This window comes from Erythrobacter aureus, assembly GCF_003355455.1.
Classification (GTDB): Bacteria; Pseudomonadota; Alphaproteobacteria; order Sphingomonadales; family Sphingomonadaceae; genus Qipengyuania; species Qipengyuania aurea.
The window spans coordinates 1,608,238-1,634,843 of sequence record NZ_CP031357.1 but is presented as its reverse complement, the minus strand read 5'-3'; the positions used below and the strand labels follow the sequence as shown (position 1 = coordinate 1,634,843).

General features: G+C 59.4%; 27 protein-coding genes, 1 tRNA gene, 2 pseudogenes and 2 riboswitches. Of the genes and pseudogenes, 14 read left to right on the top strand and 16 right to left on the bottom strand.

Annotation, left to right across the window (positions count from 1 at the left end; genetic code table 11):
- Positions 1-345: 345 nt before the first annotated feature.
- A pseudogene (locus DVR09_RS08040) lies at positions 346-975 on the top strand (sulfotransferase family protein); the annotation flags it as partial.
- Here DVR09_RS08040 and DVR09_RS08035 read toward each other — a convergent pair.
- Positions 972-1,310 (bottom strand): annotated as a pseudogene (locus DVR09_RS08035) (tRNA-binding protein). The pseudogenes DVR09_RS08040 and DVR09_RS08035 overlap by 4 nt on opposite strands.
- A gap of 894 nt (positions 1,311-2,204) precedes the next feature.
- A riboswitch (cobalamin riboswitch) is annotated at positions 2,205-2,370 on the top strand.
- Positions 2,371-2,407: 37 nt separating this feature from the next.
- Between DVR09_RS08035 and DVR09_RS08030 the strand changes: the two are divergent.
- From DVR09_RS08030 to DVR09_RS08020, 3 genes are read left to right on the top strand one after another with little or no spacing between them, the layout of a single operon-like run.
- A complete protein-coding gene (locus DVR09_RS08030; protein ID WP_162814896.1) occupies positions 2,408-2,938 on the top strand; it encodes a DUF6580 family putative transport protein in 531 nt (176 codons plus the stop codon).
- The gene (locus tag DVR09_RS08025; protein WP_115416474.1) at positions 2,904-3,722 is read left to right on the top strand and encodes an ABC transporter substrate-binding protein; all 819 of its coding nucleotides are present in this window, start codon (positions 2,904-2,906) and stop codon (positions 3,720-3,722) included. The genes DVR09_RS08030 and DVR09_RS08025 overlap by 35 nt, the downstream gene beginning before the upstream one ends.
- A complete protein-coding gene (locus tag DVR09_RS08020) occupies positions 3,715-4,533 on the top strand; it encodes a Dph6-related ATP pyrophosphatase (RefSeq protein WP_115416473.1) in 819 nt (272 codons plus the stop codon). The genes DVR09_RS08025 and DVR09_RS08020 overlap by 8 nt, the downstream gene beginning before the upstream one ends.
- 42 nt (positions 4,534-4,575) lie before the next feature.
- Here DVR09_RS08020 and DVR09_RS08015 read toward each other — a convergent pair whose 3' ends face one another.
- Positions 4,576-6,504, bottom strand: coding sequence for a TonB-dependent receptor plug domain-containing protein (locus tag DVR09_RS08015; RefSeq protein WP_115416472.1), 1,929 nt, complete (start codon positions 6,502-6,504; stop codon positions 4,576-4,578).
- A gap of 168 nt (positions 6,505-6,672) precedes the next feature.
- A riboswitch (cobalamin riboswitch) is annotated at positions 6,673-6,897 on the bottom strand.
- A 32-nt stretch (positions 6,898-6,929) separates the two neighbouring features.
- On the opposite strand from DVR09_RS08015, the gene DVR09_RS17135 reads away from it, so the two are divergent.
- A complete protein-coding gene (locus tag DVR09_RS17135) occupies positions 6,930-7,634 on the top strand; it encodes a hypothetical protein (RefSeq protein ID WP_162814895.1) in 705 nt (234 codons plus the stop codon).
- 12 nt (positions 7,635-7,646) lie between these two features.
- On the opposite strand, the gene DVR09_RS08005 is transcribed toward DVR09_RS17135, so the two are convergent.
- From DVR09_RS08005 to DVR09_RS17130, 4 genes are read right to left on the bottom strand one after another with little or no spacing between them, the layout of a single operon-like run.
- Positions 7,647-8,150: a DUF4377 domain-containing protein gene (locus DVR09_RS08005; protein WP_234041367.1), complete on the bottom strand. Its 504-nt coding sequence runs from the start codon at positions 8,148-8,150 to the stop codon at positions 7,647-7,649.
- A gap of 19 nt (positions 8,151-8,169) precedes the next feature.
- Entirely contained in the window at positions 8,170-8,619 is a 450-nt protein-coding gene (locus tag DVR09_RS08000) for an MliC family protein (protein ID WP_115416469.1), read from the bottom strand.
- Positions 8,620-8,648: 29 nt separating this feature from the next.
- Complete coding sequence (locus DVR09_RS07995; RefSeq protein ID WP_162814893.1) at positions 8,649-8,849, bottom strand: DUF3955 domain-containing protein; 201 nt, start codon at positions 8,847-8,849, stop codon at positions 8,649-8,651.
- Positions 8,846-9,373 (bottom strand): hypothetical protein, encoded by a 528-nt coding sequence (locus tag DVR09_RS17130; protein ID WP_162814892.1) that lies wholly within the window; start codon positions 9,371-9,373, stop codon positions 8,846-8,848. Before DVR09_RS17130 ends, DVR09_RS07995 begins: the two co-directional genes overlap by 4 nt.
- A 231-nt stretch (positions 9,374-9,604) precedes the next feature.
- Between DVR09_RS17130 and DVR09_RS07990 the strand changes: the two genes are divergently transcribed.
- On the top strand, positions 9,605-10,420 hold the full coding sequence (locus DVR09_RS07990) for a DUF3658 domain-containing protein (protein ID WP_162814891.1): 816 nt from the start codon (positions 9,605-9,607) through the stop codon (positions 10,418-10,420).
- Between the two features lie 369 nt (positions 10,421-10,789).
- Here DVR09_RS07990 and DVR09_RS17895 read toward each other — a convergent pair whose 3' ends face one another.
- The gene (locus DVR09_RS17895; protein WP_435867812.1) at positions 10,790-10,927 is read right to left on the bottom strand and encodes a hypothetical protein; all 138 of its coding nucleotides are present in this window, start codon (positions 10,925-10,927) and stop codon (positions 10,790-10,792) included.
- A gap of 308 nt (positions 10,928-11,235) precedes the next feature.
- Here DVR09_RS17895 and DVR09_RS07980 point away from each other — a divergent pair, with 308 nt between their 5' ends.
- On the top strand, positions 11,236-11,757 hold the full coding sequence (locus tag DVR09_RS07980) for a hypothetical protein (protein WP_115416465.1): 522 nt from the start codon (positions 11,236-11,238) through the stop codon (positions 11,755-11,757).
- A 305-nt stretch (positions 11,758-12,062) separates the two neighbouring features.
- Here DVR09_RS07980 and DVR09_RS07975 read toward each other — a convergent pair whose 3' ends face one another.
- The 3 genes from DVR09_RS07975 to DVR09_RS07965 all read right to left on the bottom strand — a co-directional run bounded on the left by DVR09_RS07975 (position 12,063) and on the right by DVR09_RS07965 (position 14,002).
- Positions 12,063-13,370 carry a type II toxin-antitoxin system HipA family toxin gene (locus DVR09_RS07975; RefSeq protein ID WP_115416464.1) on the bottom strand — a complete coding sequence of 436 codons (1,308 nt, stop codon included), beginning with the start codon at positions 13,368-13,370 and terminating at the stop codon, positions 12,063-12,065.
- A 1-nt stretch (position 13,371) separates the two neighbouring features.
- Complete coding sequence (locus DVR09_RS07970) at positions 13,372-13,620, bottom strand: helix-turn-helix domain-containing protein (protein ID WP_115416463.1); 249 nt, start codon at positions 13,618-13,620, stop codon at positions 13,372-13,374.
- Positions 13,621-13,762: 142 nt separating this feature from the next.
- Complete coding sequence (locus DVR09_RS07965; protein ID WP_162814890.1) at positions 13,763-14,002, bottom strand: hypothetical protein; 240 nt, start codon at positions 14,000-14,002, stop codon at positions 13,763-13,765.
- A 643-nt stretch (positions 14,003-14,645) separates the two neighbouring features.
- On the opposite strand from DVR09_RS07965, the gene traA reads away from it, so the two are divergent.
- The 6 genes from traA to DVR09_RS07930 all read left to right on the top strand — a co-directional run bounded on the left by traA (position 14,646) and on the right by DVR09_RS07930 (position 20,409).
- Positions 14,646-17,354, top strand: a complete 2,709-nt coding sequence (traA, locus tag DVR09_RS07955; protein WP_234041366.1) for a Ti-type conjugative transfer relaxase TraA — start codon at positions 14,646-14,648, stop codon at positions 17,352-17,354.
- A 10-nt stretch (positions 17,355-17,364) separates the two neighbouring features.
- On the top strand, positions 17,365-18,135 hold the full coding sequence (locus tag DVR09_RS07950; protein WP_115416461.1) for a DUF6118 family protein: 771 nt from the start codon (positions 17,365-17,367) through the stop codon (positions 18,133-18,135).
- 91 nt (positions 18,136-18,226) lie between these two features.
- Positions 18,227-18,565 (top strand): type II toxin-antitoxin system RelE/ParE family toxin, encoded by a 339-nt coding sequence (locus DVR09_RS07945; RefSeq protein ID WP_115416460.1) that lies wholly within the window; start codon positions 18,227-18,229, stop codon positions 18,563-18,565.
- Positions 18,566-18,600: 35 nt separating this feature from the next.
- Entirely contained in the window at positions 18,601-18,894 is a 294-nt protein-coding gene (locus DVR09_RS07940) for a helix-turn-helix domain-containing transcriptional regulator (protein ID WP_234041365.1), read from the top strand.
- A gap of 124 nt (positions 18,895-19,018) precedes the next feature.
- Positions 19,019-19,633 carry a DUF6650 family protein gene (locus DVR09_RS07935; RefSeq protein WP_115416459.1) on the top strand — a complete coding sequence of 205 codons (615 nt, stop codon included), beginning with the start codon at positions 19,019-19,021 and terminating at the stop codon, positions 19,631-19,633.
- 125 nt (positions 19,634-19,758) lie between these two features.
- On the top strand, positions 19,759-20,409 hold the full coding sequence (locus DVR09_RS07930) for a hypothetical protein (RefSeq protein ID WP_234041364.1): 651 nt from the start codon (positions 19,759-19,761) through the stop codon (positions 20,407-20,409).
- 231 nt (positions 20,410-20,640) lie between these two features.
- Here DVR09_RS07930 and DVR09_RS07925 read toward each other — a convergent pair.
- The 5 genes from DVR09_RS07925 to DVR09_RS07905 all read right to left on the bottom strand — a co-directional run bounded on the left by DVR09_RS07925 (position 20,641) and on the right by DVR09_RS07905 (position 24,084).
- Positions 20,641-20,716, bottom strand: a tRNA-Met gene (locus DVR09_RS07925).
- A gap of 277 nt (positions 20,717-20,993) precedes the next feature.
- Positions 20,994-21,524: a 2'-5' RNA ligase family protein gene (locus tag DVR09_RS07920; protein ID WP_115416457.1), complete on the bottom strand. Its 531-nt coding sequence runs from the start codon at positions 21,522-21,524 to the stop codon at positions 20,994-20,996.
- Positions 21,521-22,492, bottom strand: coding sequence for an endolytic transglycosylase MltG (gene mltG, locus DVR09_RS07915; protein WP_115416456.1), 972 nt, complete (start codon positions 22,490-22,492; stop codon positions 21,521-21,523). Before mltG ends, DVR09_RS07920 begins: the two co-directional genes overlap by 4 nt.
- 1 nt (position 22,493) lies before the next feature.
- Positions 22,494-23,753, bottom strand: a complete 1,260-nt coding sequence (gene fabF / locus DVR09_RS07910; protein ID WP_115416455.1) for a beta-ketoacyl-ACP synthase II — start codon at positions 23,751-23,753, stop codon at positions 22,494-22,496.
- 94 nt (positions 23,754-23,847) lie between these two features.
- Positions 23,848-24,084 (bottom strand): acyl carrier protein, encoded by a 237-nt coding sequence (locus tag DVR09_RS07905; RefSeq protein ID WP_006834437.1) that lies wholly within the window; start codon positions 24,082-24,084, stop codon positions 23,848-23,850.
- A gap of 154 nt (positions 24,085-24,238) precedes the next feature.
- On the opposite strand from DVR09_RS07905, the gene DVR09_RS07900 reads away from it, so the two are divergent.
- Positions 24,239-24,670, top strand: a complete 432-nt coding sequence (locus DVR09_RS07900; RefSeq protein WP_115417855.1) for a ferritin-like domain-containing protein — start codon at positions 24,239-24,241, stop codon at positions 24,668-24,670.
- Positions 24,671-24,725: 55 nt separating this feature from the next.
- Here the strand turns inward: DVR09_RS07900 and aspS are convergent, their stop codons facing one another.
- Entirely contained in the window at positions 24,726-26,591 is a 1,866-nt protein-coding gene (gene aspS, locus DVR09_RS07895; RefSeq protein ID WP_115416454.1) for an aspartate--tRNA ligase, read from the bottom strand.
- Positions 26,592-26,606: the final 15 nt, after the last annotated feature.

The following is a 26,606-nucleotide window of genomic DNA, read 5'->3' as shown; positions in this document are numbered from 1 at the left end:
TTATGTAAATATTTTAGTACACTCGAAAATTGCCGGAAATATGGATTCGCATTTGTCACATTGTTGACTCCTGGCAATACTGAAAAATGGATTTCACGGATTCTCAGAGCGCCTGTGGTGGTCCAGAAATTCGGTGGTCATTGGAAAATTTCGGTGGAGATTTCAGGATTTCTGCCGGTTGAACTTATTCCTATCCGGATTTTATTCGGATCCTGACTAGCCAAGAACCGAGGGGGCTCTCCAGTCATGAAGTATCTCGTAGTCGGCGCAATTGCCATCGCCATAGCTGCGCCAGCAGTCGCCCAGGACGCGCAAACTGCCGATGACGGGCGTAGAGGCGGCGTCGATATCCTCGCGCTCGCGCATCGCCTGCGTGGGCGCAAGGTCGCGCAATCACGCTATCCTGAAATCCTGCATGAGCTGACCTCGGAGCAGATCGACAGCTTCGGTGAGAAATTCATCGAAGACACACGTATCCATCGGCAGGGCGCGCCATTTTTCATCGACAAGATGCCGAACAATTTCCGCCATATTGGGCTGATCCACCTGATACTGCCCAATGCCAAGATCATCGATGCCCGCCGCGATCCGATGGACTGCTGTTTTTCGAGCTTCAAGCAGTTGTTCGCGGAGGGCCAGGAGTTCACCTACGGCCTGACCGAGATTGGCCGTTATTATGCCGATTACGTCGACCTGATGGACCATTGGGACCGCGTGCTACCGGGCAAGGTCCTGCGCGTGCAGCACGAAGACGTGCTCGACGATCTCGAAGAACAAACCCGGCGGATGCTTGGCTATCTGGAACTACCGTTCGAGGAAGCCTGCCTCGATTTTCACAAGAGCGAGCGCGCGGTTCGAACGGCCAGCAGCGAACAGGTGCGCCAACCCATCAACCGCAGCGGGCAAAATGCCTGGAAGCCATTCGAGCCTTGGCTCGATCCGCTGAGAGAAGCGCTCGGTTCTCTCGCCTCCTAGGCTATTAGCGCGCCATTGGACACTTCGCCATCGGGCGCGGCGAGCACGATCCGCCCTTCGGCATCGGTAAAGCCCAACACCAGCACCTGTGACATGAACGGGCCGATCTGGCGCGGTAGTAAATTCACGACGGCCATGACCTGTCGGCCGACAATATCTCCCGGCGCGTAAAGATCGGTGATCTGCGGAGAGCTCTTGCGTTCGCCGATCTTCCCGCCGAAATCGACCTACAGCTCGAGCGCGGGCTTGCGCGCTTCCGGAAAAGGTTAGGCGCGAAGAACGCTGCCGCAGCGAATATCGATCTTGAGGAAGTCTGAGAACGTGATTTGATCCATCGTCTCAGCCTATTGGACAGCCGAACGCTTGTCGAACCTCATTCAATCCCGAACTCTCTGATAGAAGTCGAGCCGAGAGATTTGACCAAGCTCGAAAATGCTCATTCCATGCTGGCCGACTGACAAGCAATATTATCTGCTTTCAGGACCCAGGAACTCGGCAGCCAAGGTCTTGGATTTGGCCGCGAAGCGGTCATTTCAGGAGATAAAAGGCTGGGTCCTCCCCTGCCCCAATTCGGTCGCTTCTGCTCGGATCCTCAGGCGGGACTCGAACTCAAACAGTAAATTGGGACCCCTGCGAAGGACCCCGTTGGGGCATGCCCTCAACAAGCGATTGCACAGGCGAGAAAAGCCCCCCGGCTCGACCGCGCAGTTGGGGGGCATCGCTTGATTCCACGAGGACGAGAAACACGCCCAAGGCCGCGGCTTCAGGCGAACACATGCGGACGCATACGAACCTATACGGACGCTATTTCCTGGTAGCGGAGGAGGAGCATATTGAGAACAAGTATGAATTTGATTCTGCTCACTAATTCCGAATTCGCCTCGTGAAAATACCCCCGCCGATATCCCCGACAACTGGACTTTGCGTCAAGTCGTGACAATGCTGCGGTCAAACGGTTTGGCGCGTAGCAAAGCACCAGCCAACCGTCCCTCAAACGGCGGAATTCGAGCCGGAAGGTGACGGTCCGGTTTTGGGCAGCAAATGCGGAAAGCTGTCGGTCGATTTCCGACCCTCCAAGTGGGACAATCAGGCTTATTCATTGGTTACCCAAAAGCTGAAGGAGCTCTCTCCGCGCGCATACACCTGTCATTGCAGTTTCAGCAGACTTCAATCTGAACAAGGTTTGTGTTCCATCATTCGGCAAATTGAGCTAGCAGCATGCGTCGCTCGCAAGAGCGCATTCGAGACGGCGAACGGGAAACCGGTGCAATTCCGGTACTGTCCTCGCAACGGTAATCGGGTGACCGGCAGCAGCACGCCACTGTCCGATGGATGGGAAGGCGCTGCCGATCGAGACTCGTCAGTCCGGAGACCGGCCTCTCGAACCTTTCAAGCAGCCGCTCGAGGATTGGCGGTCGATGGAGCAGGTTTCATGAACCAGCACGCCAAATATGGCGCGCTTGCGGCGTCTTTGACGCTCGCTGGCGTCGCCTCACACGCTTTACCGCACGTAATGGGTGTCTCGACGGTCGGGGCAGTCGGTATGCTCGCCGCCGCCTATCTCCCGAAACGCTACGCATGCATTCCCGTTCTTGCGACGGTTGCTATCGTGGACGCGATGAGCGGCTTTTACGCTCTCCTAGCTATGAGCTTCGTCTATCTCGCCCATGGTTTGGCAACGCTGTCGGTAAGCAAGCCGCTCGTATCGATAGGCGTTCGGTCCGTTGGCGTTGCCGCGGTCGTCAACGCGGTCGTCTTCTACCTGGTTTCCAACCTGACGCCGATCGCGATGGGCTGTTATCCGAACACGGCAGAGGGCTGGCTTGCCTGTTATGTCGCCGGTCTGCCGTTCCTGCTCAAAGGCATTCTCGCCAATGTCATCTATGGCGGAGCGGCCTTCGGGCTGATCGCGCTGCTGGAGAAGCTCGATGCGCATCGTATCCTTGCTCCCCAGCGCGACTGACATCGTCGTCGCACTTGGCGCCGACCAGAGTCTGGTCGGCGTCAGCCATAGCTGTTCGGGCGATTGGGATCATCTTCCCAAACTGACAAGAACCTGGATCGACAAGGGTGCTTCGTCGGCGGAAATCGACCGGCAGGTGAAGACGGCGACGAGGCCGCTCTACGAACTCGATATCGAGACGCTGGAAGCGCTCGCGCCGGATGTCGTTATCAGCCAGTCGCTATGCGACGTATGCGCGGTTCCGTCCGGCGACGTGCAACAGGCAGTGCTTGGCCTGTCGAGCCAGCCGAGGCTAGTCGATCTCTCCCCGCATCGTCTGGCCGATGTGCCGCACTGTTTCGATCAGGTGGCGGATGTGATCGACCGGCAAGACGAGGCTGCTGCCCTGAAGAAGCGCTGGGACCGCACTCTCGACGCTTTTCGTGGTCGCCATGCGACAAACAGGCTGCGCATCCTCTTCCTCGACTGGCTCGATCCGCCCTTCGTCGCCGGTCACTGGATCCCCGATATGATCGATCTGCTCGGCATCACGAACCTGCTTGGCCGGGCGGGTGATCGCTCTTTCGCGACCACATGGGAAACGATTGCCGGTGCCGATCCCGACCTTGTGATCGTCGCATGTTGCGGCTTCGATGAGATGCGCGCGCGCGATGAAACCATCCCCCTCGGCTGTCCCATCATCCTTCTCGACGGCCATCTGCATTTCAGCCGACCCAGCCCCGCGCTCCTACCGAGTCTGGAAATGCTGTCGGATGCAGTGACGGAGTTCATGGCGGTTGCCTGAACCAGGATACTGGACCCTGCACGAAGAGGCCTGTGCGCGCGGGGAAGACACCTACCGCGATCCCGAAACCGGCTATCAGGTCTTCACCCGTATCGGCCTGCGTAAGCGCGAACGGTGCTGCGGGGTAGGATGCAGGCATTGCCCGTTCGACCATGAACAGGTGCGCACGGAGGATCGCGCGGACCGCATCCAGCAGGCGGCGTGGTTGACACGGACGCGTCCTGCGGCCGACCCCGCTGCGCGTATCCTGTTCTGGAGCGGTGGGAAAGACAGCTATCTGGCCTATCTGACCCTGGCAGCGGAGGCCGACACGCCGATCGTTCTCCTGACCACTTTCGATGCGCGCAGCCGGATCATCGCGCATCAGGAAATGGCGATCGCCGAAGTGGTCGCGCAAGCCGAGCATCTTGGCCTGCCTCTTATCGGAGTGCCGCTTCAATCCGGGCCGGACTATCTCGACCAGGTTGCGCCTGCGCTCGCTCTCGTGCCGGGCTGCTCCGGGCTATGTTTCGGCGACCTTCATCTCACGCATATCCGAAGCTGGCGGGAGGAAGCATTCCGAAAGCACCCGGCAACGTCCGGCATGCAGCTGTCTTTCCCGCTCTGGCAGCAGGACTATGCGCTGCTGCTCGCTAAGCTGGCCGCATCCGGCGCGATATGCGCGATCAGCGCAGTACGACACGATCTCGAAAGCGTGTCTGTCGGCGACATCTTCGATGCGAATTGCGTCGCTAAACTGCCGCGCGGGATCGACGCTTTCGGCGAGAATGGCGAGTTCCATACGCGCGTGACCTTCGACCAGGGCAGCTGACTGCCCGGCCGCAGTGCGATCGGGCAGGCAGTCAGACATGCGCTAGAACCGAGCCCGCGCCCCAATCACGGCGGAGCGACCCGGCGTGGCGAAGCTGAAGACGTCTTCGTACTCTTCGTCGAGCGCGTTTTCGATCCTCCCGAACAATTCGACGCTTTCGCTCAACGCGTACCGCATGTTTACACTCAAGAGCAGGTAATCGTCCAAGGCGACGCGCACCGGAACAAAAGACGGGTCGATAAAGGCAACATCCACCGCATCGCCATTGTAGCGGGCGACGATCGTGACGCCGCCACGATCGCCCGATGCCTGCCAATCGACGGCGAGGCTGGCGGTATGAGCAGGCCGCCGCACTTCCTCGACGCCGTTCTCCCGCGCGTGGAGATAGGTGTACATTCCGTCGACCCGCCAGGCCTCGCCGAATTGTGCCGTCGCGAATACCTCCACGCCGCGCTGTGTCGATATCGTGTCCCGGTTGGCCGGTGAGGCAATGAAATCGGGCGGCGGGAAAGTGGTAAAGATTTCGCCGGTAAGCTCGTTTTCGAAGTAGGTCGCGCCGAGCAACAAGCTATCGCCAAACAAGCCTTGCTCGATCCCGATTTCCCAGCCCCCGGACCGCTCCGGCTCCAGATCGACATTGCCGATGAAGCGTCCATCGACGAACCCGAACATTTCGTAGAAGGAGGGGTTCTTGACTCCGGAGCCTGCCGCTGCGCGGAGCCGGGTCGCAGGCGTGACGCGATAACTGCCCTGCACGCGATACGTCGTCGTGTCGGCGAAACGCCCGTTCCAATCGCGGCGAAGCGATGCACCAACGCTGACCGCGTCAGCTATGAACAACTCGTACTGGCCGACAAGGCCGGCACTGTCGATCTGCCTTAGCCCGGTGAAGGCGAAACCCGAAGGGTCGGTGTTGCGAAACCTTTCGCGCTCGATATCGACCGCAACGGTGGCACGATGTTGCAAGCGGTCATCGCCGAAGCGTAGCGTGCTTTCATACGAAGTCTTCAGCCGCTGGCCCTCGCTGCCGAAGGATCGTCCGGCGGCGTTGAAACCGTCACGACGGGTATCGGCGATCTGGCCTGAGAGCGCATGCGTCCACCGTCCGTCGAGCAGACCCAACTCGCCACGCAGCAGCGCATAGATCGCTTCGTTCTCGAACCGGTTGCCCGGGGTGTCGATCTGGAAACCGAAAGTCGGGCTTGCAGGGTCATTGTCGCTGTCGTTGAACTCGCCCTCGGCGCTCGCATACCGCACCACAGCGGTCAACCGCGTGTTCGCCGAAGGCAACCAGTTGGCTTTGGCCGAGAGTGAGCCGGTATCGCTGGACAGGTCACGCGTCCCGCCGCGCGCACCCGGCGTGCCATCGGTGCTGTTGAGAGTAGCCGACAAAGCGTAATCCAGTGCGCCCGCTGCGCCTGCAAGCCGGGCCGCCGCATTGACCGTGCGGAAAGAGCCTGCCTCGATCCGCACAGTAGTACCGGGCGCATCGCGCCCCGACAGCGTGCGATAGTGGATGACGCCGCCGATGGCATCGGATCCGTAGAGCGCGCTTTGCTGCCCGCGCAGCACTTCAACCCGTGCCGCCTCGTCCGCGATCAGCGTGCCGAAGTCGAACTCGCCGGCGAAGGGATCCGAGACCTCGATTCCATCGACGAGAACGAGCGTGTGATTGCCCTCGGCGCCGCGAATGCGGACTTGCGTTTGCCCCGGAACGCGGCTGACCGCGATCCCCGGCACGTCGCGCAACACATCGGAAATTGTCCGTACCTGACGGTGGTTAAGCATCTCATCGCCGATTACCGTGACCGAACCACCGATGCGATCGGTCGCAATCGGTTCGGGCGACCGGGTGCCGGTTACAATCAGCACATCTCTGGGCGGATCGTCCGCTTCGGTAGCAGATTGGGCGAAGGCCGCGCTGGGCAGGCAGATGGCTGCCAGAAAAATTGAACGATATACCGGTTTCATGAAATATGCACTCCTCGGCGCCGAGCGAGAAGGCCGGATCCTCCGCAAAAGCGGCCGCGCGCGCAGGTCGGCGGACGCGAGCGCCAGCCTGCGGGTCACGGTGCGGCTCCGGCCGCCAGTCGCCGCTCAGACGAAGAGTTTCGCGCCCGGCCAATCCCTGAACCAAGGCAAGAGCGACCCGTGCCCGTCGGTCTCCTGGCTCGCGGGTCGTCGCCCGGAGCGCACCTTCCCAGGCCGAGAATATCGGCCCAGTGGCACGGGATCGTCCCGCTTGCGCTCCGCGCTCGTCGCTTACAGTTGCAGGGACAGCGGCAGAATTGGCTCGAAGAACCTCACTGCCTTCCCGTTACGGACGCGGTCAGCGACAGTTGAACAACCATCGCACGGACTGAATATTTGTAGCGCCCACAAGGAGCAAGAAAATTTTGAGATCAGAGCATTGCGACCTTTTTCGGGCCGAAAGCGGACCGTCTGCTTTTGGAAAGAAACCGGACCTGGCTATAGGCCAGCCATTAGTTTCATTAGGTCTGCAGCGCTGGGCGGGGCTTACCATGAACTGTGGGATCATTGATCGAACAGTGCCCGCCATCGTCACGAAAGAATCCGGCGGCGCGCTTGCTTCTAGTCATTCTCAAACAGGGTATGGGACCATCCTCATCGTTCTTGCTGCATGTCGCGGAACACTTAACGACAGTCGATGTTTCGCCATAATGAAAAATAAACTTTTGGCGGCGAGCGCCGCATCCGTCCTTCTCGCAACGCTGGCCGCCTGCGGGTCGAACGACAGCACGTCTGCGCAAGACGATGTCGCGCATGCCGCGGAGTCACCTCCGATCGCAAACGCAGAGGGCGCTGGGACAGTCGAGCCGAAGAAACGAGCGTCGGAGTCCGCATCCGCGACCACGGTCGCATCTTCTTCGGTTCTTGATGCCGCACGCGAAAATTGCACCGCGGATCTTTATGAACTGGCCAACCGTGCGGAGACAGAAATCACTGTCTTGGAAAGCGCATCGACCCCCACCGGAGCAGCAGTTAGCCTGATGATCGATGGCGCGGCGGCACCGTGGTCGTGCACCACCGACGACAGCGGCAATGTAAGAGACCTCTACTACAGCGCGAAGGAAGGATAGCGGCGCCCACCTTCAACGATGGGTCATGTAGGTTTCGACAAATTCGAAGCGGAAGATACCTGCATCCGCCGGGCAGGAATTGATCTCCGCCGGATCGCAGATTTGCGTTCGGCGGACGGCAATCACCGCGCCTTGGCCTTCGCGATGCGAATACCCTTTGATCGTGTCGTAGAACAGCCCGCCATTGACAATCAGGCAGCTCTGGACCGGTCCATGGCCGAAATCGCATGACGCTGTTTGCGGGGCGATGTCGAACAGGATGACACGCATATCGCCTACAGTACCGTTTGCCTCATCGCGTCTGAAGTTCTTGCCTCCCCACAGACACGTGCTCGGGTAGCCCTCGCTTACCGCGCCTCCGCGCAGACGGCATCCTTCGAAAGTCTCGAGCAGGTCTAGAGGGATTGCGTCGAGGCTGACCTGTGGTGGCGAGCCTGTGGTGCTGTCGGCACAACCGGCCAGCAGCACCATAGCCGATAGCATGGACAGTGCTTTTGCGACTTTGCTCGCGATCACCCTGCCCGCCGTTTCCGGATTACTTGCCCGGATTGGCGACGTTGCATCGCGCGCGGATGACCTCTTCATCCTCGGTCGCACTGTCGTCCAGCGGGCTTTCGATCAGCATCGCCTCGTCGTCCTTTTCCCAGTACACCAGCAGCATATCCGGGGTCAGGCCCTGTTCGGTGCTGTACTTGCTGCCTGAGCCGCTCGGAACCAGATAAAGCTGATACGTCTTGCCGTCGATTGCCAGATCCACTCCGCCATCGGGACCGAGATCGTCACGATAGGTCGCCACGATCGTGCTGCCATCGTCGCAAACAAGGGTGCCGGTCTGGGTCTCGTCCGTGTTTTGCTCGGCAGCTTGCTCTGCGGTGCCAGTTGCGGTCGCTGAGGGATCCTCGGCGGTCTCCTGCGCTTCGCATCCGGCAAGGGCGAGAGCTCCGGCCATGACTAAGAAGGCGTTGGTGATGTTTGGTCTTTTCATTCGAAATTCTCCGTGAAGGTAGGGCGCAATCACTTGTGCTTGCGGACGAACAGCGATGCCAGCAGCATCACTATGCCGAGCGCGGCCAAAATGAAGGTCAAAGGCAGGAAAAAGCTTTCCTGCAATTCGCCATCTGCATCGACGCCGTTGTAGAAAGTCGTTTCGGCGATGTAGCTCAGCACCGCGCCAATCAGCGCGGCGATGCCGAACAGTTTTAGCTTTGAATTCATTGCTTGTGTTCTTCCTCTTCTGTCGTTTGTCCTTCGGGCGACACGAGATCTCCAGCCGCCTGAAAATAACCTTGTTCGTAGGTGTAGGAGACGATGCATGTCGAAACCCGGTCGAGCCCGCAGACCGAAAAGTGCACGCCCATCAGAATTACCGGAAAATCGTTCCAGACGAAAATCCTGTAGTCATGCCCAAGCAGGTCGAAGCGGTCATATCCGCCTTGGGCCTTCGAAACGAAAACATGATGCGTCGCGCCGCCCGTGCCGCCCTTGAAAAGCGTGGCGGAGGTCGAGCATGAAAACACGGCCTCGGGAACGATGGGGTCGACAACGCCGTCCGCGTTGAAGTCGACCACGGCGCTGACCGGTCGATCCTCGACGGCCATCTCGCCTTCTAGTGCGGTGCAGAACGATTTCTTCTCTGCCTCCAGCTGCTCGAAAACCGGCTGGAATTCTGCCGGTGCAAGGGAAGCTGTCGCAGAGGCTGCCATCAGTGATGGCGCGAGGAGAAGGTGCGGTACTGGCATTCTACGTGGCCCTTTTCGTAAGTGTCTGGTTCTCGGACTTGAATTGAAGTTTCATGCATTGCTGTTGACTCGGTGAACCGTGTCTTAACTGCGATAAACCGTTAGGCTGGTCTGGCATTTTTCTGGATCGCTAGTGGGCATGGTTCATGCTGTGGCAGCCGCATTTTTGATACCGCTTTGCGGTGATCGGGTTCCCCGAATTCCCACTCGTGAACTGGAGCTGTGACTGTCGTGATCCACCTCGCCCTATCCATGTCCGCTGCGGGTTCCCTGCGGCAGGCCTTGCCTCAAGGCACGGTGGTCTTCGGTCTGCCGAACCGGATGAACGCCGGGCCGATCACCGATCCGTGCGGAGACGACTTTTTCGCATTCCAGCAAATGATCGATCAGGCCAACCCGATCGCGGCATGGGAGGAAGAGGGGATGGGGCGCGAGGCACGTAAGTGTATACGCGAATTCTGGCAGGCCGCGCTGGCCGATCAGGAGCGGACCCTTTGGTACTCTTCGTGCTCGGCACCCGATATTTGCGCCGTAGCGGTTGTCCTCCGCGATAGCCAATCGATCGCAAAACTGCGCCTGATAGATGTCGATACGCATTTCGACGATTCTCACGTAACGAGCGTTGGCGAGATCGCACCTCAGCAGCTTGCTCCGCTGGTCGGAACGGCTGTCAGCCCGGATGCCGGACAGTTGCGACATATGGTCGGCAACCTGGCCTTCGCCACACGATACGCCGATCTGCCGCTGCGCTGGTGGGTCGCGCGCGACACCATCGCTCCGGTGCCATGGACGCTTGTGGATGGTGCAATCTTGGCATCGTTCCGCGATCACAAGTCGCTGTCGGCCGCTCGGCTTGTGGGGGAAACACTCGGAATCCTTTCGCGTGAGGCCAACAATGTCGATGACGGGATTGTCTGGTATCGCCTGTGCAAGCTGATCGAGGGACACCATTTGGACATTGTGGAACCCGACGATGCGCTGACGTCCGGATCCTTGATCGCGGTGGACGGGACTATCCAATCCGAGCGCAGTATCAAGGCGGGCTAAAGCCAGCCAGGCAACCGGAGAGGACGGGGGTAGTCGTTTCGCCCCATACATCAACAAGCGATGTCGAGGACGCACCTGGGTTGGCGAAAGCCACCAGGGTTTCAGGTGAGCTTGTAAAGTGTCTGGTATCGCGGTGCTACGAACGGAAAGGGCAGTCCACTTCCGATCCAGATTCAAATGCGGCTACGCAGAATGCTGATTCGGCCGAAGTTGGGCCGGAAGCGGTCGGTCCGCTTTTCGTGGCTTGATATCGCATAGCCGCCATTCGGCGATCAACCCAAAGCCAGACACTCTATTCCTGATTCTGGGGTATTCAAAGGATGCCTCGGTCGCGCAGCCATTGCACCGCGAGATCAGGCCATCGTCTGGTTACGGGGCCGAAGCCGGTCGCAACCCAAATGCATGACAGCCTTCGGCAAAAATCCGCAGGTCCACCGGAACCCCGACTTTATCGAGCGCCATCGTATATGCCATCGCGTGACGTGGATCATTGCTGGGATCATCCATCGCATGCACGAGCAGCGTTGGCGGAGCTTTCGGGCTGATCTCCATCCAGGGGCGAGTGCCATGTCGGTATCGCTACGCTCAACGGGCAGGAAGCCGCAACAAGTTCAGGAAGAAGCGGGAACCGATGTTTGAGGTGCCGCGCGACCCAAACCAACTTGTTGGCGCGGAGGTTCTTTTGTGGGACGGAACTTCTGCCTCAGTGACGGGTGTCTACAATCTGACAGTTGGCCATCTTAGTCTTCAAGACTTCTGGGTGATGGACATCAAAATCCCGCTAGGACGCAACGAATCTCGATTGAAGGCCTCAGTTGTTCAAGCTGCGTCGCATATTTTCGGACAACCTGGTTGTACAAATCGGGACTGCTTTTCGCGGTCACCGAGATTACGGACATGGTTTTGGCGCGGAGTTCGGTTGGGCTGCACCGCATTTGGGAGAGAAGCGCGTTCGCTTTATCGACCTTGAAAATGCCGTGGGTCAGATTGCAGCGAGGTCGTATTACAAGTTTGCCAGCTACAATGTACATGCCTCGTCCAAGGGCGTGAACTACAGGCTCGGTCTGGTCGATCAGGATGAGGTCTTGCTTGCGGGACGAAGCAATGTCGGTTTCTTCGAACCTGCCCACAAGACTGCGCAAGCGCTTTGCCAGCTAAACGGAGCTATTCTTCGAGATCGTTGGGACTTGGATACGTTGGTCACCTATCAAATTCTGCTCAACCTTTGGGAAGAAGTTCCTGACGCTTGCCACGACACGCAGGAAGCCATTGAAGCACGTGACGCGGAGTTCAAGAAGAACGCCAGGCGAAAGGTGGACAGTGGAGAGCAAGAATAGGAATGGCGTTCGATACCCTTCGCGCTCCGATAAGCCGGGGAATGCAAACGGGGTCGGCAATTGAGACCCCTTTGCCAAGCCGTCGCGGATTTCCGCGACATGGCTTGCAACGCTCCTACTTCCAGTTTCTCACGATACTTAAGAACAATGAAAATATAGGCAATAACCTACTGTTTCAGTTAGATAAATATGGAATGCCTGTTTCACATAAGTTTCAAGTATTGAAACGAGTGAGGCAGGCTTTGGCGATTTCGGAGACATCGGCAAATTGACTTATCGCCGCCAATCACATGCGGCGATTCCGCTTAGTCGAGGTGCTCAAGCAAGCGCAGTCTGTCGATGAACCCTGCACTGAGACCGTCTACAAGCGCACTCGGAAATTCGTTTGGCAAGCTATCGAAGGTTGTCTGTAACACCTCTTCTGCCTGTGCTTTGATTTGTTCAAATAGCGCACGCGCATCGTCAACGCTAAAACCGGCACGGTCGGCGGTCTGCATGAAGTGGCGCGGCATAATCTCGTCGATCCGATAGTGACGGTTCTTTCCTACTGACATAGCGAGACGATACTTGCCCTGTGGGATTTTCCCGTCCGCGAAACTCGGCTCCGCGCTTAGAACATCATAAAGCGGTGTGAGGGAAAAGCGGCCGCCCAGCCCCATTGCGACACTGAAGTTTTTGGCGTGGCCATCAGTCGCACCAAGAAGCCAAAACAGGATGTTGGCTTTCAGAAAATTAGCTTGGTCTTCAGTTGGCGTGTCGCTCCCTCGCAGGAAGGTAAGGACATCGAACATCGAAGGTCCGCCATCGGACTGGTATTTGATATCGGGGGGAACGCCCATTGCCTGGCACATATCTTCCTGCGGCTGGCGCAGGATTCTGTCGCCATCGATTTCCCGGTCAAAGCGCTGAACGATGAGAGCAGGTTTGCCTTCAAAGTGCTGTATCTCGCACTCGGTTGTCGGGATGCCAAAGTTGCGACAGATTTCGAGGCAGAGAAATTCGTTCTCGACGCTGTTGCTAAGATCGATACCGTTGGGCAGTTCGCCGATCTGCGGTTTGAATATGTGTGTGGTCGGCGTCGTGCCGTGAGGAAGCAGCCATTTCCCCTTCCAATGGGTCAGGGCCGTTTTCTCCTGAGCACCGGCAATCGAGATGCGAAAATCGCGCTCTCGCTCTAGGCCCAATGGCGCGGCTTTCAGATTGGAGAGTATCTCTGCGATCCCCGCCTCGGCAATCTCTTCACCTTCAATTGCGTCAAGAGCGCTAGGCTCTTCACCGTCCGGCAGGAACTGGAGTGCGCCGACACAATCCCGGCCTACGGCAGATAGGAGGCTGTAGGCATCGGTGCCTTTAGCGCCCATCTTTTCTGCAACGCGGCTTCTGATATCGCGATTGTCAGGGAGAAGGTTATCGAAGACGGCGATGACCGGAGCGCCGACATAACGGTCCTCGCGAAGCTGGAGCGAGTTGGAAACGGGCATGGCATGCTCCCAGGCAAGCCAGCCCTCATCATACTGGAAGTCCACTGCACCATTGGCCTGCCGACGAAGGCGGCCAACGAGCCGGTTGTTCAGATAGACGCTGAGCGGTGGGTGGGTCGGCTGACGCGGCATGTCAGAAAATATCCGACATTCTTGTCTTAGCGGCGCTGCGCGACTGCAAGCAGATGTCGAGGTCGAGTGCCGCGAGTATGGCAAACACGATATCGAGCCGCGTTCCCCCCTTCCCATTCTCGAGGTCGGAAATGGTCGCTTGCCGGGTGTTCACCTTTGATGCCAAACTCGATTGCGTAAGGCCTTTGGCTTTGCGCTGACGAGCGATGGCTGCTCCGAATGGTTTTGAGGTTCTGATAAGCTGCTGCATGATTTAATCCTTCATGCAGTATGATACGCTTTACCGTATAAATTGTCAATATACGATTTAGCGTATCAGGTAGATTTATACGGTTTTCCGCATAAATAGGAAATATACGCTATTCCGTATGAATGTACGCCCCCAGCCTCCGCTAGAGAAGCGGAAGCTGCATATCGGCGGGATTGCCAATATTATAGATGTAGCGCGCCATCTCGATGGTTGCCTTGCCTTCGAAGATCGGCTTGGCGGTCACATGATTGTGAATCTCGTGGCTAGCCCAGATTTTGAGGCCGGAACCCTGTCGGGTAACGTGAATACGTCCCGGACCTCCACTGCCGCCGAAAATCCCCAAAGACTTTTTCAAGGCTTCCGACAGTTCATCGTCGGACATGCCGCGTTCGATCTGTTCCGCGTAGCGCTTCGCTGCCAACAATAAGCGCATCTTCAAGGGCTACGGCAAAGCCGGTTTACACGTTGACCAGCTTTCGGTGAAGAACCTCTATCATTTCTTCGAAGGTCGCCGGAGTGATGATTTTCGGGTGCAGATTCTCGATGCCTATCTTCAAATCATCGCAGAAGAGCCACCCGCCTCTCACCTTATGGTTTAGCGACTTGGTCCCGATTGTTACTGCCCCGCCATGCCCAGGCGGGGCTTTTCTTTGTGGCATCCCTCAGTGTTTATCCGCGTCCCTCACAGACACGCATTTCATATTCGACCGACTTTTCCTGCCATTCGTTTCATGTCTCTAGCTGACCGCCGCCGATGCCCTTCGGTTTGCAACAGGCTGCCCGCACCTCTGACCGCCAAGGCGGTCACCGTGTTGCCTGTTGGCAAATCAGGCGGACGGCACACGCCTCTCGACTCCTCATCGGCTGGAAGGTCCGGCCGAATAACCACTTAGCACTTACCATGTATGAGGTTCCGTCCCGTTTGGAAGAATCCGCAACGGCGCTGGGCCAGCTTCCTGAATGACCGGCATCAAGCGCGTTGGTCGCGCGCGCGCCGCCGCCTCACTAGGTCATGCAAGCTGCTAGTGGTAACCTTCGCCGACCGGGCCACCTTGTGGAACGCGGTCGAGGCCGCCGAGAAGCGCAAGGATGCCCAGCTCGCCCGCGAGGTCGAGTTCGCCCTGCCCCGCGAGCTGTCGAAGAAAGACAACATCAGGCTGGCGCGCGAGTTCGCCAAAGCTGAATTTGTCGAAAAAGGCATGATCGCCGATCTCAATGTCCATTGGGATATCGGCGAGGACGGCAAGGCCAAGCCTCATGCGCATGTCATGCTCACCATGCGAGAGGTCACGAAGGATGGCTTTGGCGCAAAGGTCCGCGACTGGAACAAGACCGCGCTCATTGAACAATGGCGCGAGCGCTGGGCCGATCATGTGAACCGCGCCCTGGCGGAACGCGATATCGACGCGCGGATCGATCACCGCAGCCTGGAAGCGCAAGGCATTGCGCTCGAACCGCAGGACAAGATTGGACCCGCAGCCTCACGCATTGGCGGACGCGGCCTCGAAGCAGAGCGGATTGAGGAACACCGCGCCATCGCCCAGCGCAATGGCGCGCGCATAATCGCCAATCCCTCGCTGGCCTTGGATGCGATCACGCACCAGCAGGCCACCTTCACCAGGCGCGACCTTGCCGCCTTTGTTCACCGGCACAGCGACGGCAAGGAGCAGTTTGACGCCGCCTACAATGCCGTGCGCAGCTCCCGCGACCTGATTGCGTTGGGCACAGACGGACGCGGGCAGGACCGCTTCACGTCGCGGGCAATGATAGAGACCGAGCAGCGCCTGCACCGCGCTGCCGACGCGATGGCGCAGCGCAACGGTCACGCCGTTAAAGATGTGCAGCGAAATGCCGCATTCGCGAACGCTTCAAAGCGCGGTCTGGTCCTCTCCGGCGAGCAGAAATCCGCCTTCGAGCACGTCACCAAAAAGACTGGCCTTGCCGTGGTCGTCGGATATGCCGGAACCGGCAAGAGCGCGATGCTGGGCGTGGCATGCGAGGCATGGGAAAGCGCGGGCTACAATGTGCGCGGCGCGGCGCTCTCTGGTATCGCCGCCGAAGGTCTGGAGAACGGCTCAGGCATCGCATCGCGCACCATCGCCAGCCTTGAGCATCAATGGGGCAAAGGACGCGAGCAACTCACTTCGCGCGACGTGCTCGTCATCGACGAAGCAGGCATGGTCGGCACCCGCCAGATGGAGCGCGTACTCTCCTATGCTGCGAAGGTCGGGGCGAAGGTTGTCCTGGTCGGCGATCAGCAACAGCTCCAGGCCATCGAAGCAGGTGCTGCCTTCCGGGCGATCCACGAGCGCCACGGCGGGGTCGAGATCAGCGAAGTCCGCCGCCAGCTATCCGCATGGCAGCAGGATGCGACGCGGCAACTTGCAACGGGCCGCCCGGGCGAAGCCATCCGGACCTATAAGGAACGTGGCATGGTCCATGTCGCCGATACGCGCGAGGTCGCGCGCACCGCTCTGATCGAGCGCTGGGATCGGGAACGGCAAGTCAGCCCCGAAGACAGCCGGATTATCCTTACCCACACCAATGATGAAGTGCGCGAACTGAACCAGATGGCGCGCGAGAAGATGCGTGCAGCGGGCGGGCTGGGAGCCGATGCCACGATCAAGGCAGCGCGTGGCGAACGGCAATTTGCATCAGGCGACCGCATCATCTTCCTGCGCAACGAGCGCGGGCTCGGGGTCAAGAACGGGACACTTGGCACGGTCGCGATGGCCAGCACGCAAAGCATGGCGGTGCGCACCGACGATGGCCACGAGGTTGCCTTCGACACCAAGGACTACGCTCATATCGATCATGGCTATGCGGCTACGATCCACAAGGCGCAGGGCATGACCGTGGACCGCGTCCATGTGCTCGCCACACCGGGGATGGACAGCCATTCTGCCTATGTCGCCATGTCGCGCCATCGCGAAGGACTGGCGCTGCACCATGGCCGCGATGATTTTGCCGACCAGTCGAAACTTGTTCGCACACTCAGCCGCGAGCGCGGAAAGGACATGGCGGGTGATTACAAGCCCGAGCAGGCCTTCGCCGAACTGCGCGGCATTAGCTTCCGCGAGCGTATCGTGGAGTTGGTCCGGCAGGTGCCGGAAAAGGCGAAATCGATCTTCGGAAACTTCCGTCCGCAGGGCCGTAAGCTCCAACCAATCCCGGTCCAGTCGAACACACAGAACGACCAGCGCCGCGCGGTCGAGCGCTACGCCCGTGCGCTTGGCGACATCGGCACAATGAAGGCCCAGGGCTTGCCAATTCTCCCGCACCAGAAGGACGCCTTGGAGAAGGCAGGAAAGGCGCTCGAAGCGATCCGCCCCCATGCCGTCACCGATCTCGACAAAGCGCTGGAGCGGCGTCCTGAGCTGATTGCAGAAGCCGTTGGCGGGCGCAGCCAGGAGGCCATGCGCGCCATGCAGCACGAGGCCGCCGTGCGCACCGATCCGGCGTTGCGAACTGAACGCTTTGTCAGTGACTGGCAAGGACTCAGCACGGCGCGCAATCAGCTTGAGCAACAGGGCGACCGCGCAGGCGCTGCCCGCGTGTCGGCCAAACTGACCGAGCTGGCGAAGGGGCTTGAACGCGATCCGCAGGTTGAAGGCCTGCTGCGCAGCAAGGCGCGCGAACTCGGCGTCGATCCAAAGCCCGAACGCAGCATCGCCAATGAACTCACCGCAACCCTCACCCGCGAGCGCACCCGCGCCTTCGACATGGGCATTTAGGAGAACCGACATGGAAGACGACCACATCGAAGAAGTGCAACTGGACCTCGAAGTCGAGGAACCGCCAGCGTTGGTACCAAAACCGGAGGTCGTGACAGAAGCCGATCCGGCAACGGAAGCATTCGCCCGTCTCGAAGGGGAAATGGCAATGGTGCGCCATACGGTCCAGAACATGGCCAGAGAGCGAGCCGACATCGTAATCCCGGACTACACGGCGACACTCGGCCAGATGGCCGATCAGTTGGCACAGGTCTCCGAAAACCTGGCAGACATCAGCGGCAAACCAGCAATAAAACTCACCCCCGAGACGATTGCCGATCAGATCGCCCACGCCTCCGAAGGTTCGCGTCGTTACGACAGCGACCAGCTCATGAAAGCCCAAAACTTCCACCGTCAGGCAACTGCCGAGATGCACACACTGGTAGGGCGCGCCCGCACCATCGAAGCACAGAACCGCAAATTGCAGCACATGGCAGGCGCAGGCCTGCTCGCTGGCATCCTCCTTTGGGCGATCCTCCCAGGCACCATCGCCCGCGCCATGCCCGAAAGCTGGCAATGGCCCGAGTGGATGGCTCGCAAGGCTGTAGGCGAACCGACCATTCTTGAGGCCGGAATACGATTGATCCGGTCCCAGAATCCCGAGGCGTGGGAGGAGTTGATGGTGACGCACAACACACTGAACGCGAACCGCGAAAGATTGGACCGATGTGCCGAGAAGGCGCGGAAGGAGGAAAGGTCGGTCAGTTGTTCAATTCAGCTAGACCCACCAGACGCATTGTGAATGCGGGAGATTCTCGTTCATAGGTGCCTGAAAGCAAGGCAATCGCGTTCTGGACAAATGGTAACGTATATGTTACCTAAGGCGGTGTAATGTGATTATTGAAGAGTATGTCCGCGAGGATGGCTCCTGCCCTTTCCGGGGCTGGTTTGACGATCTCGATGTCCAGGCATCTGCCAAGGTGGCCACTGCTATCGTCCGCATGGAGCTGGGCAATCTGTTGAACGTCAAATGGATCGGCAAAGGGCTTGGCGAATACCGGATTGATTGGGGGCCAGGATACCGCCTCTATCTGACACGGGACGGAGATCAGTTGGTCATTCTCTTCGTTGGCGGGACCAAGAAGCGGCAGCAGGCGGACATCAGACAAGCAACCGCTTTGCTGGATGAATACAAGAACCGGAAGGCCAGGGCAAAGAAGGCAAGGAGTTGAGCAAGGTGGCACTGACACGCGATTTCAAGGAGACGGTGAAGGAACGCGCCGCGCGCGATCCGGAATTTGCCAAGGCCATGCTGGATGAAGCTGCGACCGCATTTCTCAACGGCGAACCACACGTTGCGCGCCTGATTCTGCGCGACCTCGTCAATGCGTCGGTCGGGTTTGAAGGCCTTGCCGCTGAAACCAATCGACCGAGCAAGAGCCTGCACCGGATGCTTTCAGAGAAAGGCAATCCGAGCATGGACAATCTCGCCGCCATCTTCGGCGCGGTTCGAAAGCAATTGGGCGTGGAATTTGAAGCGCACGGCGTGAAGGCAGCGTGAGCGTGTTTCAGAATTCACTAAATGCAACAATCTGCCAATTCGGACTGTCCAGCACCTGCAATTACCTTGGCCAATCTTGTCTCAATCGCTCGCACAATCGACATCGGCTTGTTATTGAATCGCAATGAGAAGCGGGGAAATTCCTTTCAAGTTCGACATGGGCGAATTGGTGGTGCGGGCTCGACGGCAAGTGAAGGGCCGCTTGGGCGACGTGACACTGAACCTGCCCTTCGTCAGCATTGCGGTCAGCCCGAAAGATCGGGAGCGCCAGGTGGCGCGCGAGCTCGTTATCCGGCTGCGGGACCGGCGGGTGTTGTCCGCATGGGAATGTTGCGACGGCTGCATTGACAACGCCCTCAAGTCGCTGGGCGAAGTACGGCAGATCATAGTGGACAAGCAGGTGGAGCTAGCAGAGCTACAAGACGGGCCGCTTTATCTGCTACTCGATGCGATGGCCTTGGGCATTCGCCAGTTCCAAACCTTCGAGGAGCTACTGCGCCGCGATGACGATGCGCCGCCGCACCCGCGCTTCGGAGATTTCCACCGGCCGCCGGATACTCGGCAGGCCTACTTCGACGGGTTGGAGATTTTGCGCGGCCACCTCAGCCGTTGCCTTGGGCAGATCGCGGCCATCGCTGGAATGCCAGCGCTAGGCGAAGGTGTGCTCGCTGAATATCAAGGCCCGTGGCAGCTAGAGGCTTATCACGAACCGCCTGCTCTGCCCGCTGCGGACGGCTAGGCGAAGGGGAGGGGCCTGTGTGGAATTGGTTTAAGAAGAAGCCACGCCAGTCTGACGATGAATTGCGGGCGCTGGCGGAACAGCTCATTGGGCCACAGTCGCTTGCCGTAGCTCTGGCTGAAACTGTGCGCGACTATACCGCCGCCGTTCAAGCCGGGAAGCTCTCATATCCAGCCCACCGCCGCGAAGGTGCGAGCGTCGTGGAGATATGGGCGGACCTCAGGATTGAAGCCCTCCACAAGATGTTCAACTTCGGGCAGTCGGACCCCTTCTTGTTGTCCGATCAGCGCCGCCAAGAGGATTTGTTGGCCTGCTTCCTCGACGACCGGGCCCACCTCGAAATGCCTCAGCCGCGTGGCGCGGTGATCCCCGACACCATACAGGGGATGTTCCAGGTCTATCTCTACCTCGACGCAGCCGGATCGGAGGTAGCCGATAGGGAAACAGATCGGGCTGGGCTTAAGCTGGAAGGGCGGTCCATCCTCGACCGGATCGAATCAGAGTGCGCCGAGTTGCGGCCCAGGCTGGCAGCGTTCAAGGCTGGTACGGGCGACGGTACGATCCCAGCAACAATGATCGAGCTGTTGTATGCCGACGTAACCGCGAAGGCCAAATCCATCGCGCTGTCTGCCAAATTTGGACCTCACTACGAAAGCGGCATCAAGTTCGTGGAGGCCCAGCTAACGAAGCAAGGGGATGATCCGTCCGGCTTCCGGGCGTCAGTGACGCGAGTGATGGCTGCGAAAGACCCCGACCACCTCGCTGCTCAGAGTTAAACCAACTCAGATGATCGAGAGGAAGAGTTGGGGAAATTCAATCTGTGAGTTTTCATAAGGCGAACGCCTAAACAGGCGTACCCACCGAATTGGTCAGAATCGAATTACGCCAGTCCAGCCACTTCCGAAGTCATACCACCCGGTCCCACGCAAATTGTGGGAACGCCTGTGGTATCGATTCTGGAAAAATCTGCATTTATCCATTTATTTCAATTAGATAAATGACTTGAATGGTAGCGGAGGAGGGACTCGAACCCCGACACGCGGATTATGATTCCGCTGCTCTAACCACCTGAGCTACTCCGCCCCGAAGAGGCCTGCCGGGGCAACAATCCGCTCGGCAGGCGGCGCATTTAGGGCGGTCGGGGCATGTGGTCAACCGCGCAATTGCGTGCCGCTCGCCTTTTCTGTGATGGGCTGCGAAACGGCTTCGGTCACGCGCCCGGTCCCGGTCACCAGCCCGCGACCAAACACATCGGGCGACGCCGTATCCACCTAGGCATGGCAGCGGCACCATGCGCCAGTACATAACCATCGATCATCGCCCCCGCGAAAGCGGCGCACCGATGCCCCTCGCCGACGTGCTACGCCCCGCCGCTCCCCCTGAACGCAAAATCTTTCACCGCCTCCCAGGGTCCCCCGCGATAGCGGAACAAAGCGAGGCCACGAAAGACGAAGGCGTGCGGTTCGATGGTGTCCGCCAGCGCCGTCTGCAAAGCCCGTGCTTCCGTGACGGCAACCTTGTTCTGAATCGTGACATGAAGCGCGGGACGATGCCGATCCTGACCGGTGAGCATGCCATGGAAATGGTCCGCGATCATGTCGCGCAGATAAAGCATGTCGGGGCTCGACAGCTTGATAGCGGTACCACCGCCGAGCGGCATCAGACCATCGACCCGCCCCTTTACCGGCGCGAATTCACCGGCAATCCTCTTCAGATGGCTGCACAGCTCGGCCTCGCACATTGCAGGCAAGGCATGAAACAGCGTCACATGGGCTTCGAGAAAATTGCGCTCCGGCGGGAAATGCGCGTCCCTCAGGGCGGTGAAGCGGGCATGCAAATCCCGCGGAAGCAGCGCGGTAAGGATCAGCGGCGCGTCACCGGCTTCGTTCACATTTCCCCACGTTCGCGGCGGATTTCGAACCACTTTGCCACATTGCGGTTATGCTCTTCCAGCGTTTCGGCGAAGGCATGGCCGCCCGTGCCGTCCGCGACCATGTAGCGTGCGCTTGTTTCGGCGGGATTCAGCACCGCTGCGATCGCCTCGCGACCGGGATTGGTGATCGGCCCCTTGGGCAACCCCACCATCGTGTAAGTGTTGTAATCGTTGATCGCGGCGATTTCCGATTGGCGGATGCGGCGGCCCAGAGGCTTACCCTTTGTGATCGGATAAATGATGGTCGGGTCGGCCTGCAGCAACATGCCGTCCCTCACCCGGTTCGAATATAGCCCTGCGACCATACGCCGCTCGCTCGGCTTTCCGGTTTCCTTTTCGACGATCGAAGCCAGGATGACGGCGTCCCTGATATTATCGACAGCGATATCGGCAGAGCGCTTGGGCCACGCTTCGGCGAGGTAATTCTGCATCGCCGCCTGCATCCGTGCGAGCACCGCGCTACGCGCCTCGCCGCGCTCGAAATCGTACGTATCCGGCAAGACAGAGCCTTCGACCGGAACGGGGATTTCGCCCGTCAGATACTCCTCCGCCATCAGGCGCTCATGTACCAGGATCGAGGGCATGCCTTCGGGTATCGTGACGAACCGGCGGATTACCTCACCATGCTGGAAGGTATCGAGAATCGCGGCATTGCTCACGCCAGCGGGAAGTAGAAACTCGCCCGCCATAATCGGATCGGACGATCCGAATATCTTGGCCCGAATCAGAAAGCCGTCGACGTCGCCGATCAGACCTTCATCCGCCAGCTTTTCGGCGACCGATGTCAAGCTTGCGCCCGAAGGGACGATGAAGCTCGTATCCTCTTCGACCTCTGCATCGCCCCACCAGCCGGAAAGGAACCAGATCGCACCCACCGCCAAGAGCAGCGCGAGGACGCCTGCCACAAGGCAGCCGACTTTCTTCACATCAATCGACCTTCTTGACGATCAGCGACGCATTGGTGCCGCCGAAACCGAAGCTGTTGTTGAGGGCTGCTTTTACCTCGCGCTGCCGGGCTTTGAGCGGGACCAGGTCCACGCCCTCGGTGCCCTCATCGGGATTGTGAAGGTTGAGCGTGGGCGGAACCACCTGATCGCGGATCGCGAGGATGCAGAAGATCGCCTCTACCGCGCCCGCTCCGCCGAGCAGGTGGCCGATAGCCGACTTGGTGGAACTCATCGAAGCGCCGCCGAGATCGTCGCCCAAAACGCGCTTGACCGCACCCAGCTCGATCGTGTCCGCCATGGTCGAGGTGCCGTGCGCGTTGACATAGTCGATATCGGTCGCGTCGAGCCCCGCCTTCTTCAGCGCCATCCGCATGGCGAGTTCCGCACCCTTGCCTTCGGGATGCGGCGCGGTGACGTGATAGGCGTCGCCCGACAGGCCATAGCCCACCACTTCGGCATAGATCGTCGCGCCGCGCGCCTTGGCGTGTTCGTATTCCTCCAGCACCACGACACCGGCGCCCTCGCCCATAACGAAGCCGTCGCGATCCTTGTCATACGGGCGGCTTGCTTCGGTGGGGCGGTCGTTCATGCTCATGTTGAGCGCACGCGCCTGTGCGAAACCGGCAACACCCAGCGGATTGATCGTGCTTTCCGCACCGCCAGCGAGCATCACATCCGCATCATCGAGCGCGATCATGCGTGCCGCATCGCCTATCGAATGCGCACCGGTCGAACACGCCGTTACCACGGCATGGTTCGGCCCCATCAGCCCGTATTTGATCGAAACCTGGCCACTGATGAGGTTGATCAAGCGCCCATGGACGAAGTGCGGAGAAACTCGGCCCGGGCCACGCTCGTGCAGGACGATCGATTCACTCTCGATCCCGGGTAGGCCGCCGATGCCCGAACCGATCGATACGCCGGTCCGCAGCTTGAGATCGTCGTCCATCTCGGCGAGCCCGGCATCTTCGAGCGCCTGGCCGGCGGCATCGATACCGTAGACAATAAACGGATCGACCTGGCGCTGGACCTTGTGATCGACGCGCTTATCCGGATCGAACCCGTCCTCATGGTCTTTCGGCTTCACCTCGCAGGCGATGGTGCATTTCTGCCCGGTGGTATCGAAACGGGTAATAGGCCCAGCCCCGCTCTTGCCCGCGATCAGGTTCTTCCATGAGGTCTCTACGTCACCGCCCAGGGGAGTGACGAGGCCAAGTCCGGTTACGACCACACGACGCATGTAATTCTCCGCAGATAAGACAACAGGCCCGGCCCGTTATCGGGTCGGGCCTGTCCGTTCCCGCAACAAGCGCGGGTTCTGAAAAGCGCTGGGCTTAACCCTTGTGCTCTTCGATATACTTGGTCGCGTCGCCGACGGTGGTGATTTTCTCGGCCGCATCGTCGGGGATTTCGACGCCGAACTCTTCTTCGAACGCCATCACCAGCTCGACGATGTCGAGGCTGTCTGCGCCCAGATCGTCGATGAAGCTGGCTTCCTGGGTGACCTTGTCGGCCTCGACGCCGAGGTGCTCGACGACAATCTTCTGCACGCGGTCGGCAGTATCGCTCATTTTTGTCCCTCTCAGATTTGGGGGTTATTGAATTGCCTGTCGCCCTAATGAACGGCGCGGCGCAGCGCAAGGGCAACTCGTCCGATAGCTCGAACCCATGGTCTCTCCCGGTCGTTTATTCGATATGCACGACACTGCAAAGGGAAGCGAAATCATGGCAAGTACCGTATTCAAAAGTCTCACCGATACCACCTTCGACTCGGTCGAAGGTTATCGCCAAGCTGCCGACAAAGCCGACAGTCCGCAACTAAAGCAGGCCCTCACCCAACGCCTGCAACAGCGTGAACAGACGCTTGCGCAGATGAATGCCGAGCTCGAGCGGCAGGGCGACGAACTTACTACCAAGGGCACCCTGACTGGCGAAGCGCACCAACTGTGGCAATCGATCACCTCGGCATTCGAAAGCAATGACGAAGCCGCCGCCGAACGGGTCGAAGAAGGCGAGGATTACATCAAGGGCAAGTTTGAAAAAGCGTTGGAAAGCGGCCAGCTCGAAGCGCAGGAACGGACCATCGTACAACAGTGCTACAGCGAGATTTGCGAAGGCGAGCGTTTCGGCGACATGATCGAGAAACAGTACGACTGATCAGGGCTCGACTTAAAGAAAAAAGGCGCGGATTCCCCCGCGCCTTTTTTGCTCGTCAGCCGTTCTCGTCGCGCCCTAGCTCGTCACGACTGGCGCCATTTCCATTTACGTCGGTGGCTTCGGCGGCATTACCGGATGATACCGCTTCGCGCGCCTGCTGGGATAGCTGAATGTTCAATTCGCGCAATTGTCGGGGCGAAACGATGCTGGGCGCGCCCATCATCAGGTCTTGCGCGCGCTGATTCATCGGGAAAGCGATGACTTCGCGGATGTTCGGCTCGTCGGCCAGCAGCATCACGATACGGTCGATACCCGGTGCCGAGCCGCCATGCGGCGGCGCGCCGAGCTTGAACGCCTCGATCATGCCGCTGAAGTTCTCATCGACATCGGCCTGGCTGTAGCCCGCGATCTCGAACGCCTTGTACATGATGTCCGGGCGGTGGTTACGGATCGCGCCCGAGGAAAGCTCGTAGCCGTTGCAAACGATATCGTACTGCCAGGCGAGGATATCGAGCGGATCCTTGGTTTCCAGCGCGTCCATCTCCCCTTGGGGCATCGAGAAGGGATTGTGGCTGAAGTCGATTTTCTTGAGCTCTTCGTCATACTCGAACATCGGGAAGTCGACGATCCAGCAGAACTTGAAGCAGCCTTCCTCGATCAGTTCGAGCACTTCGGCGACGCGGGTACGCGCAGCGCCGGCCAGCTTGGCGGCGTCCTTCTCCTTGCCCGCGGCAAAGAACAGGCCATCGTTTTCGCCAAGACCGAGTTCGGCATAGAGCTTTTCCATGCCTTCGGTACCGTGGTTCTTGGCAATCGGCCCGCCGAACTCGCCGCCCTTGCGGGTGACGTAGCCGAGGCCGGCGAAACCTTCCTTGCGCGCCCAGTCGTTCATCTCGTCGAAGAACTTGCGGCTCTTTTCATGCGTGTCCGGAGCAGGGATCACGCGGACGCGGCCGCCGCCACCGACGATCTTTTCGAACAGGCCGAAGCCCGACTTTTCGAAGTGACTGGTAACGTCGGAGATGATGAGCGGGTTGCGCAAATCGGGCTTGTCGGTGCCGTATTTAAGCATCGCTTCGGCGTAAGGGATGCGGGGAAATTCACCGGCGGGCGTCACGCTCTTGCCGCCGGAAAACTCCTCGAACACCCCTGCGAGCACCGGTTCGATCGCTTGGAAAACGTCTTCCTGCGTGACGAAACTCATTTCGAAGTCGAGCTGGTAGAATTCGGGGCTGCGATCGGCGCGCAGGTCTTCGTCGCGGAAGCAGGGCGCGATCTGGAAATAACGATCGAACCCGGCGACCATCAGCAACTGCTTGAACATCTGCGGCGCCTGGGGGAGCGCATAGAAGCGGCCCGGGTGAAGACGGCTGGGCACGAGATAGTCGCGCGCGCCTTCGGGGCTGGAAGCGCCCAGAATCGGGGTCTGGAATTCACTGAAGCCCTGGTCGGTCATGCGGCGGCGCAGGCTGGTGATGACCTGGTTGCGCAGCATGATGTTGTTGTGCACCCGCTCGCGTCGCAGATCGACGAAACGGTATTTGAGGCGCGTCTCCTCGGGATAGTCTTCCGCCGAATTGACGATCAGCGGCAGGTCGTCTGCACGGCTCTGTACGCTCACCTCGCGCGCGAACACCTCGATGGCGCCGGTTGGCAGGTTCGGGTTCACCGCTACGTCGGCGCGCGCCTTGACGGTTCCGTCGATGGTGACGACCGATTCCAGCTTGATCTTATCGAGGATCGGGAGCGCCGGGCTGTCTTCGTCGGCCACGATCTGGGTGATGCCGTAATGATCGCGCAAATCGACGAACAGCACGCCGCCATGGTCGCGCTTGTTGTGCACCCAGCCGGACATGCGGACGGTTTCGCCGACATTGTCCTTGGTCAGCGCGGCACAGGTATGGGTACGGTAGGCGTGCATGAAAAGCTCGATCTT

Coding starts and splice junctions, on each gene's coding strand:
- DVR09_RS08030 (WP_162814896.1), top strand. CDS start 2,408: ATGAACCAGCACGCCAAATATGGCGCGCTTGCGGCGTCTTTGACGCTC.
- DVR09_RS08025 (WP_115416474.1), top strand. CDS start 2,904: ATGCGCATCGTATCCTTGCTCCCCAGCGCGACTGACATCGTCGTCGCA.
- DVR09_RS08015 (WP_115416472.1), bottom strand. CDS start 6,504: ATGAAACCGGTATATCGTTCAATTTTTCTGGCAGCCATCTGCCTGCCC.
- DVR09_RS08000 (WP_115416469.1), bottom strand. CDS start 8,619: ATGAAAAGACCAAACATCACCAACGCCTTCTTAGTCATGGCCGGAGCT.
- DVR09_RS07995 (WP_162814893.1), bottom strand. CDS start 8,849: ATGAATTCAAAGCTAAAACTGTTCGGCATCGCCGCGCTGATTGGCGCG.
- DVR09_RS17130 (WP_162814892.1), bottom strand. CDS start 9,373: ATGCCAGTACCGCACCTTCTCCTCGCGCCATCACTGATGGCAGCCTCT.
- DVR09_RS17895 (WP_435867812.1), bottom strand. CDS start 10,927: ATGGATGATCCCAGCAATGATCCACGTCACGCGATGGCATATACGATG.
- DVR09_RS07975 (WP_115416464.1), bottom strand. CDS start 13,370: ATGCCGCGTCAGCCGACCCACCCACCGCTCAGCGTCTATCTGAACAAC.
- DVR09_RS07970 (WP_115416463.1), bottom strand. CDS start 13,620: ATGCAGCAGCTTATCAGAACCTCAAAACCATTCGGAGCAGCCATCGCT.
- DVR09_RS07965 (WP_162814890.1), bottom strand. CDS start 14,002: ATGTCCGACGATGAACTGTCGGAAGCCTTGAAAAAGTCTTTGGGGATT.
- DVR09_RS07950 (WP_115416461.1), top strand. CDS start 17,365: ATGGAAGACGACCACATCGAAGAAGTGCAACTGGACCTCGAAGTCGAG.
- DVR09_RS07935 (WP_115416459.1), top strand. CDS start 19,019: ATGAGAAGCGGGGAAATTCCTTTCAAGTTCGACATGGGCGAATTGGTG.
- fabF (WP_115416455.1), bottom strand. CDS start 23,753: ATGCGTCGTGTGGTCGTAACCGGACTTGGCCTCGTCACTCCCCTGGGC.
- DVR09_RS07905 (WP_006834437.1), bottom strand. CDS start 24,084: ATGAGCGATACTGCCGACCGCGTGCAGAAGATTGTCGTCGAGCACCTC.
- DVR09_RS07900 (WP_115417855.1), top strand. CDS start 24,239: ATGGCAAGTACCGTATTCAAAAGTCTCACCGATACCACCTTCGACTCG.
- aspS (WP_115416454.1), bottom strand. CDS start 26,591: ATGCACGCCTACCGTACCCATACCTGTGCCGCGCTGACCAAGGACAAT.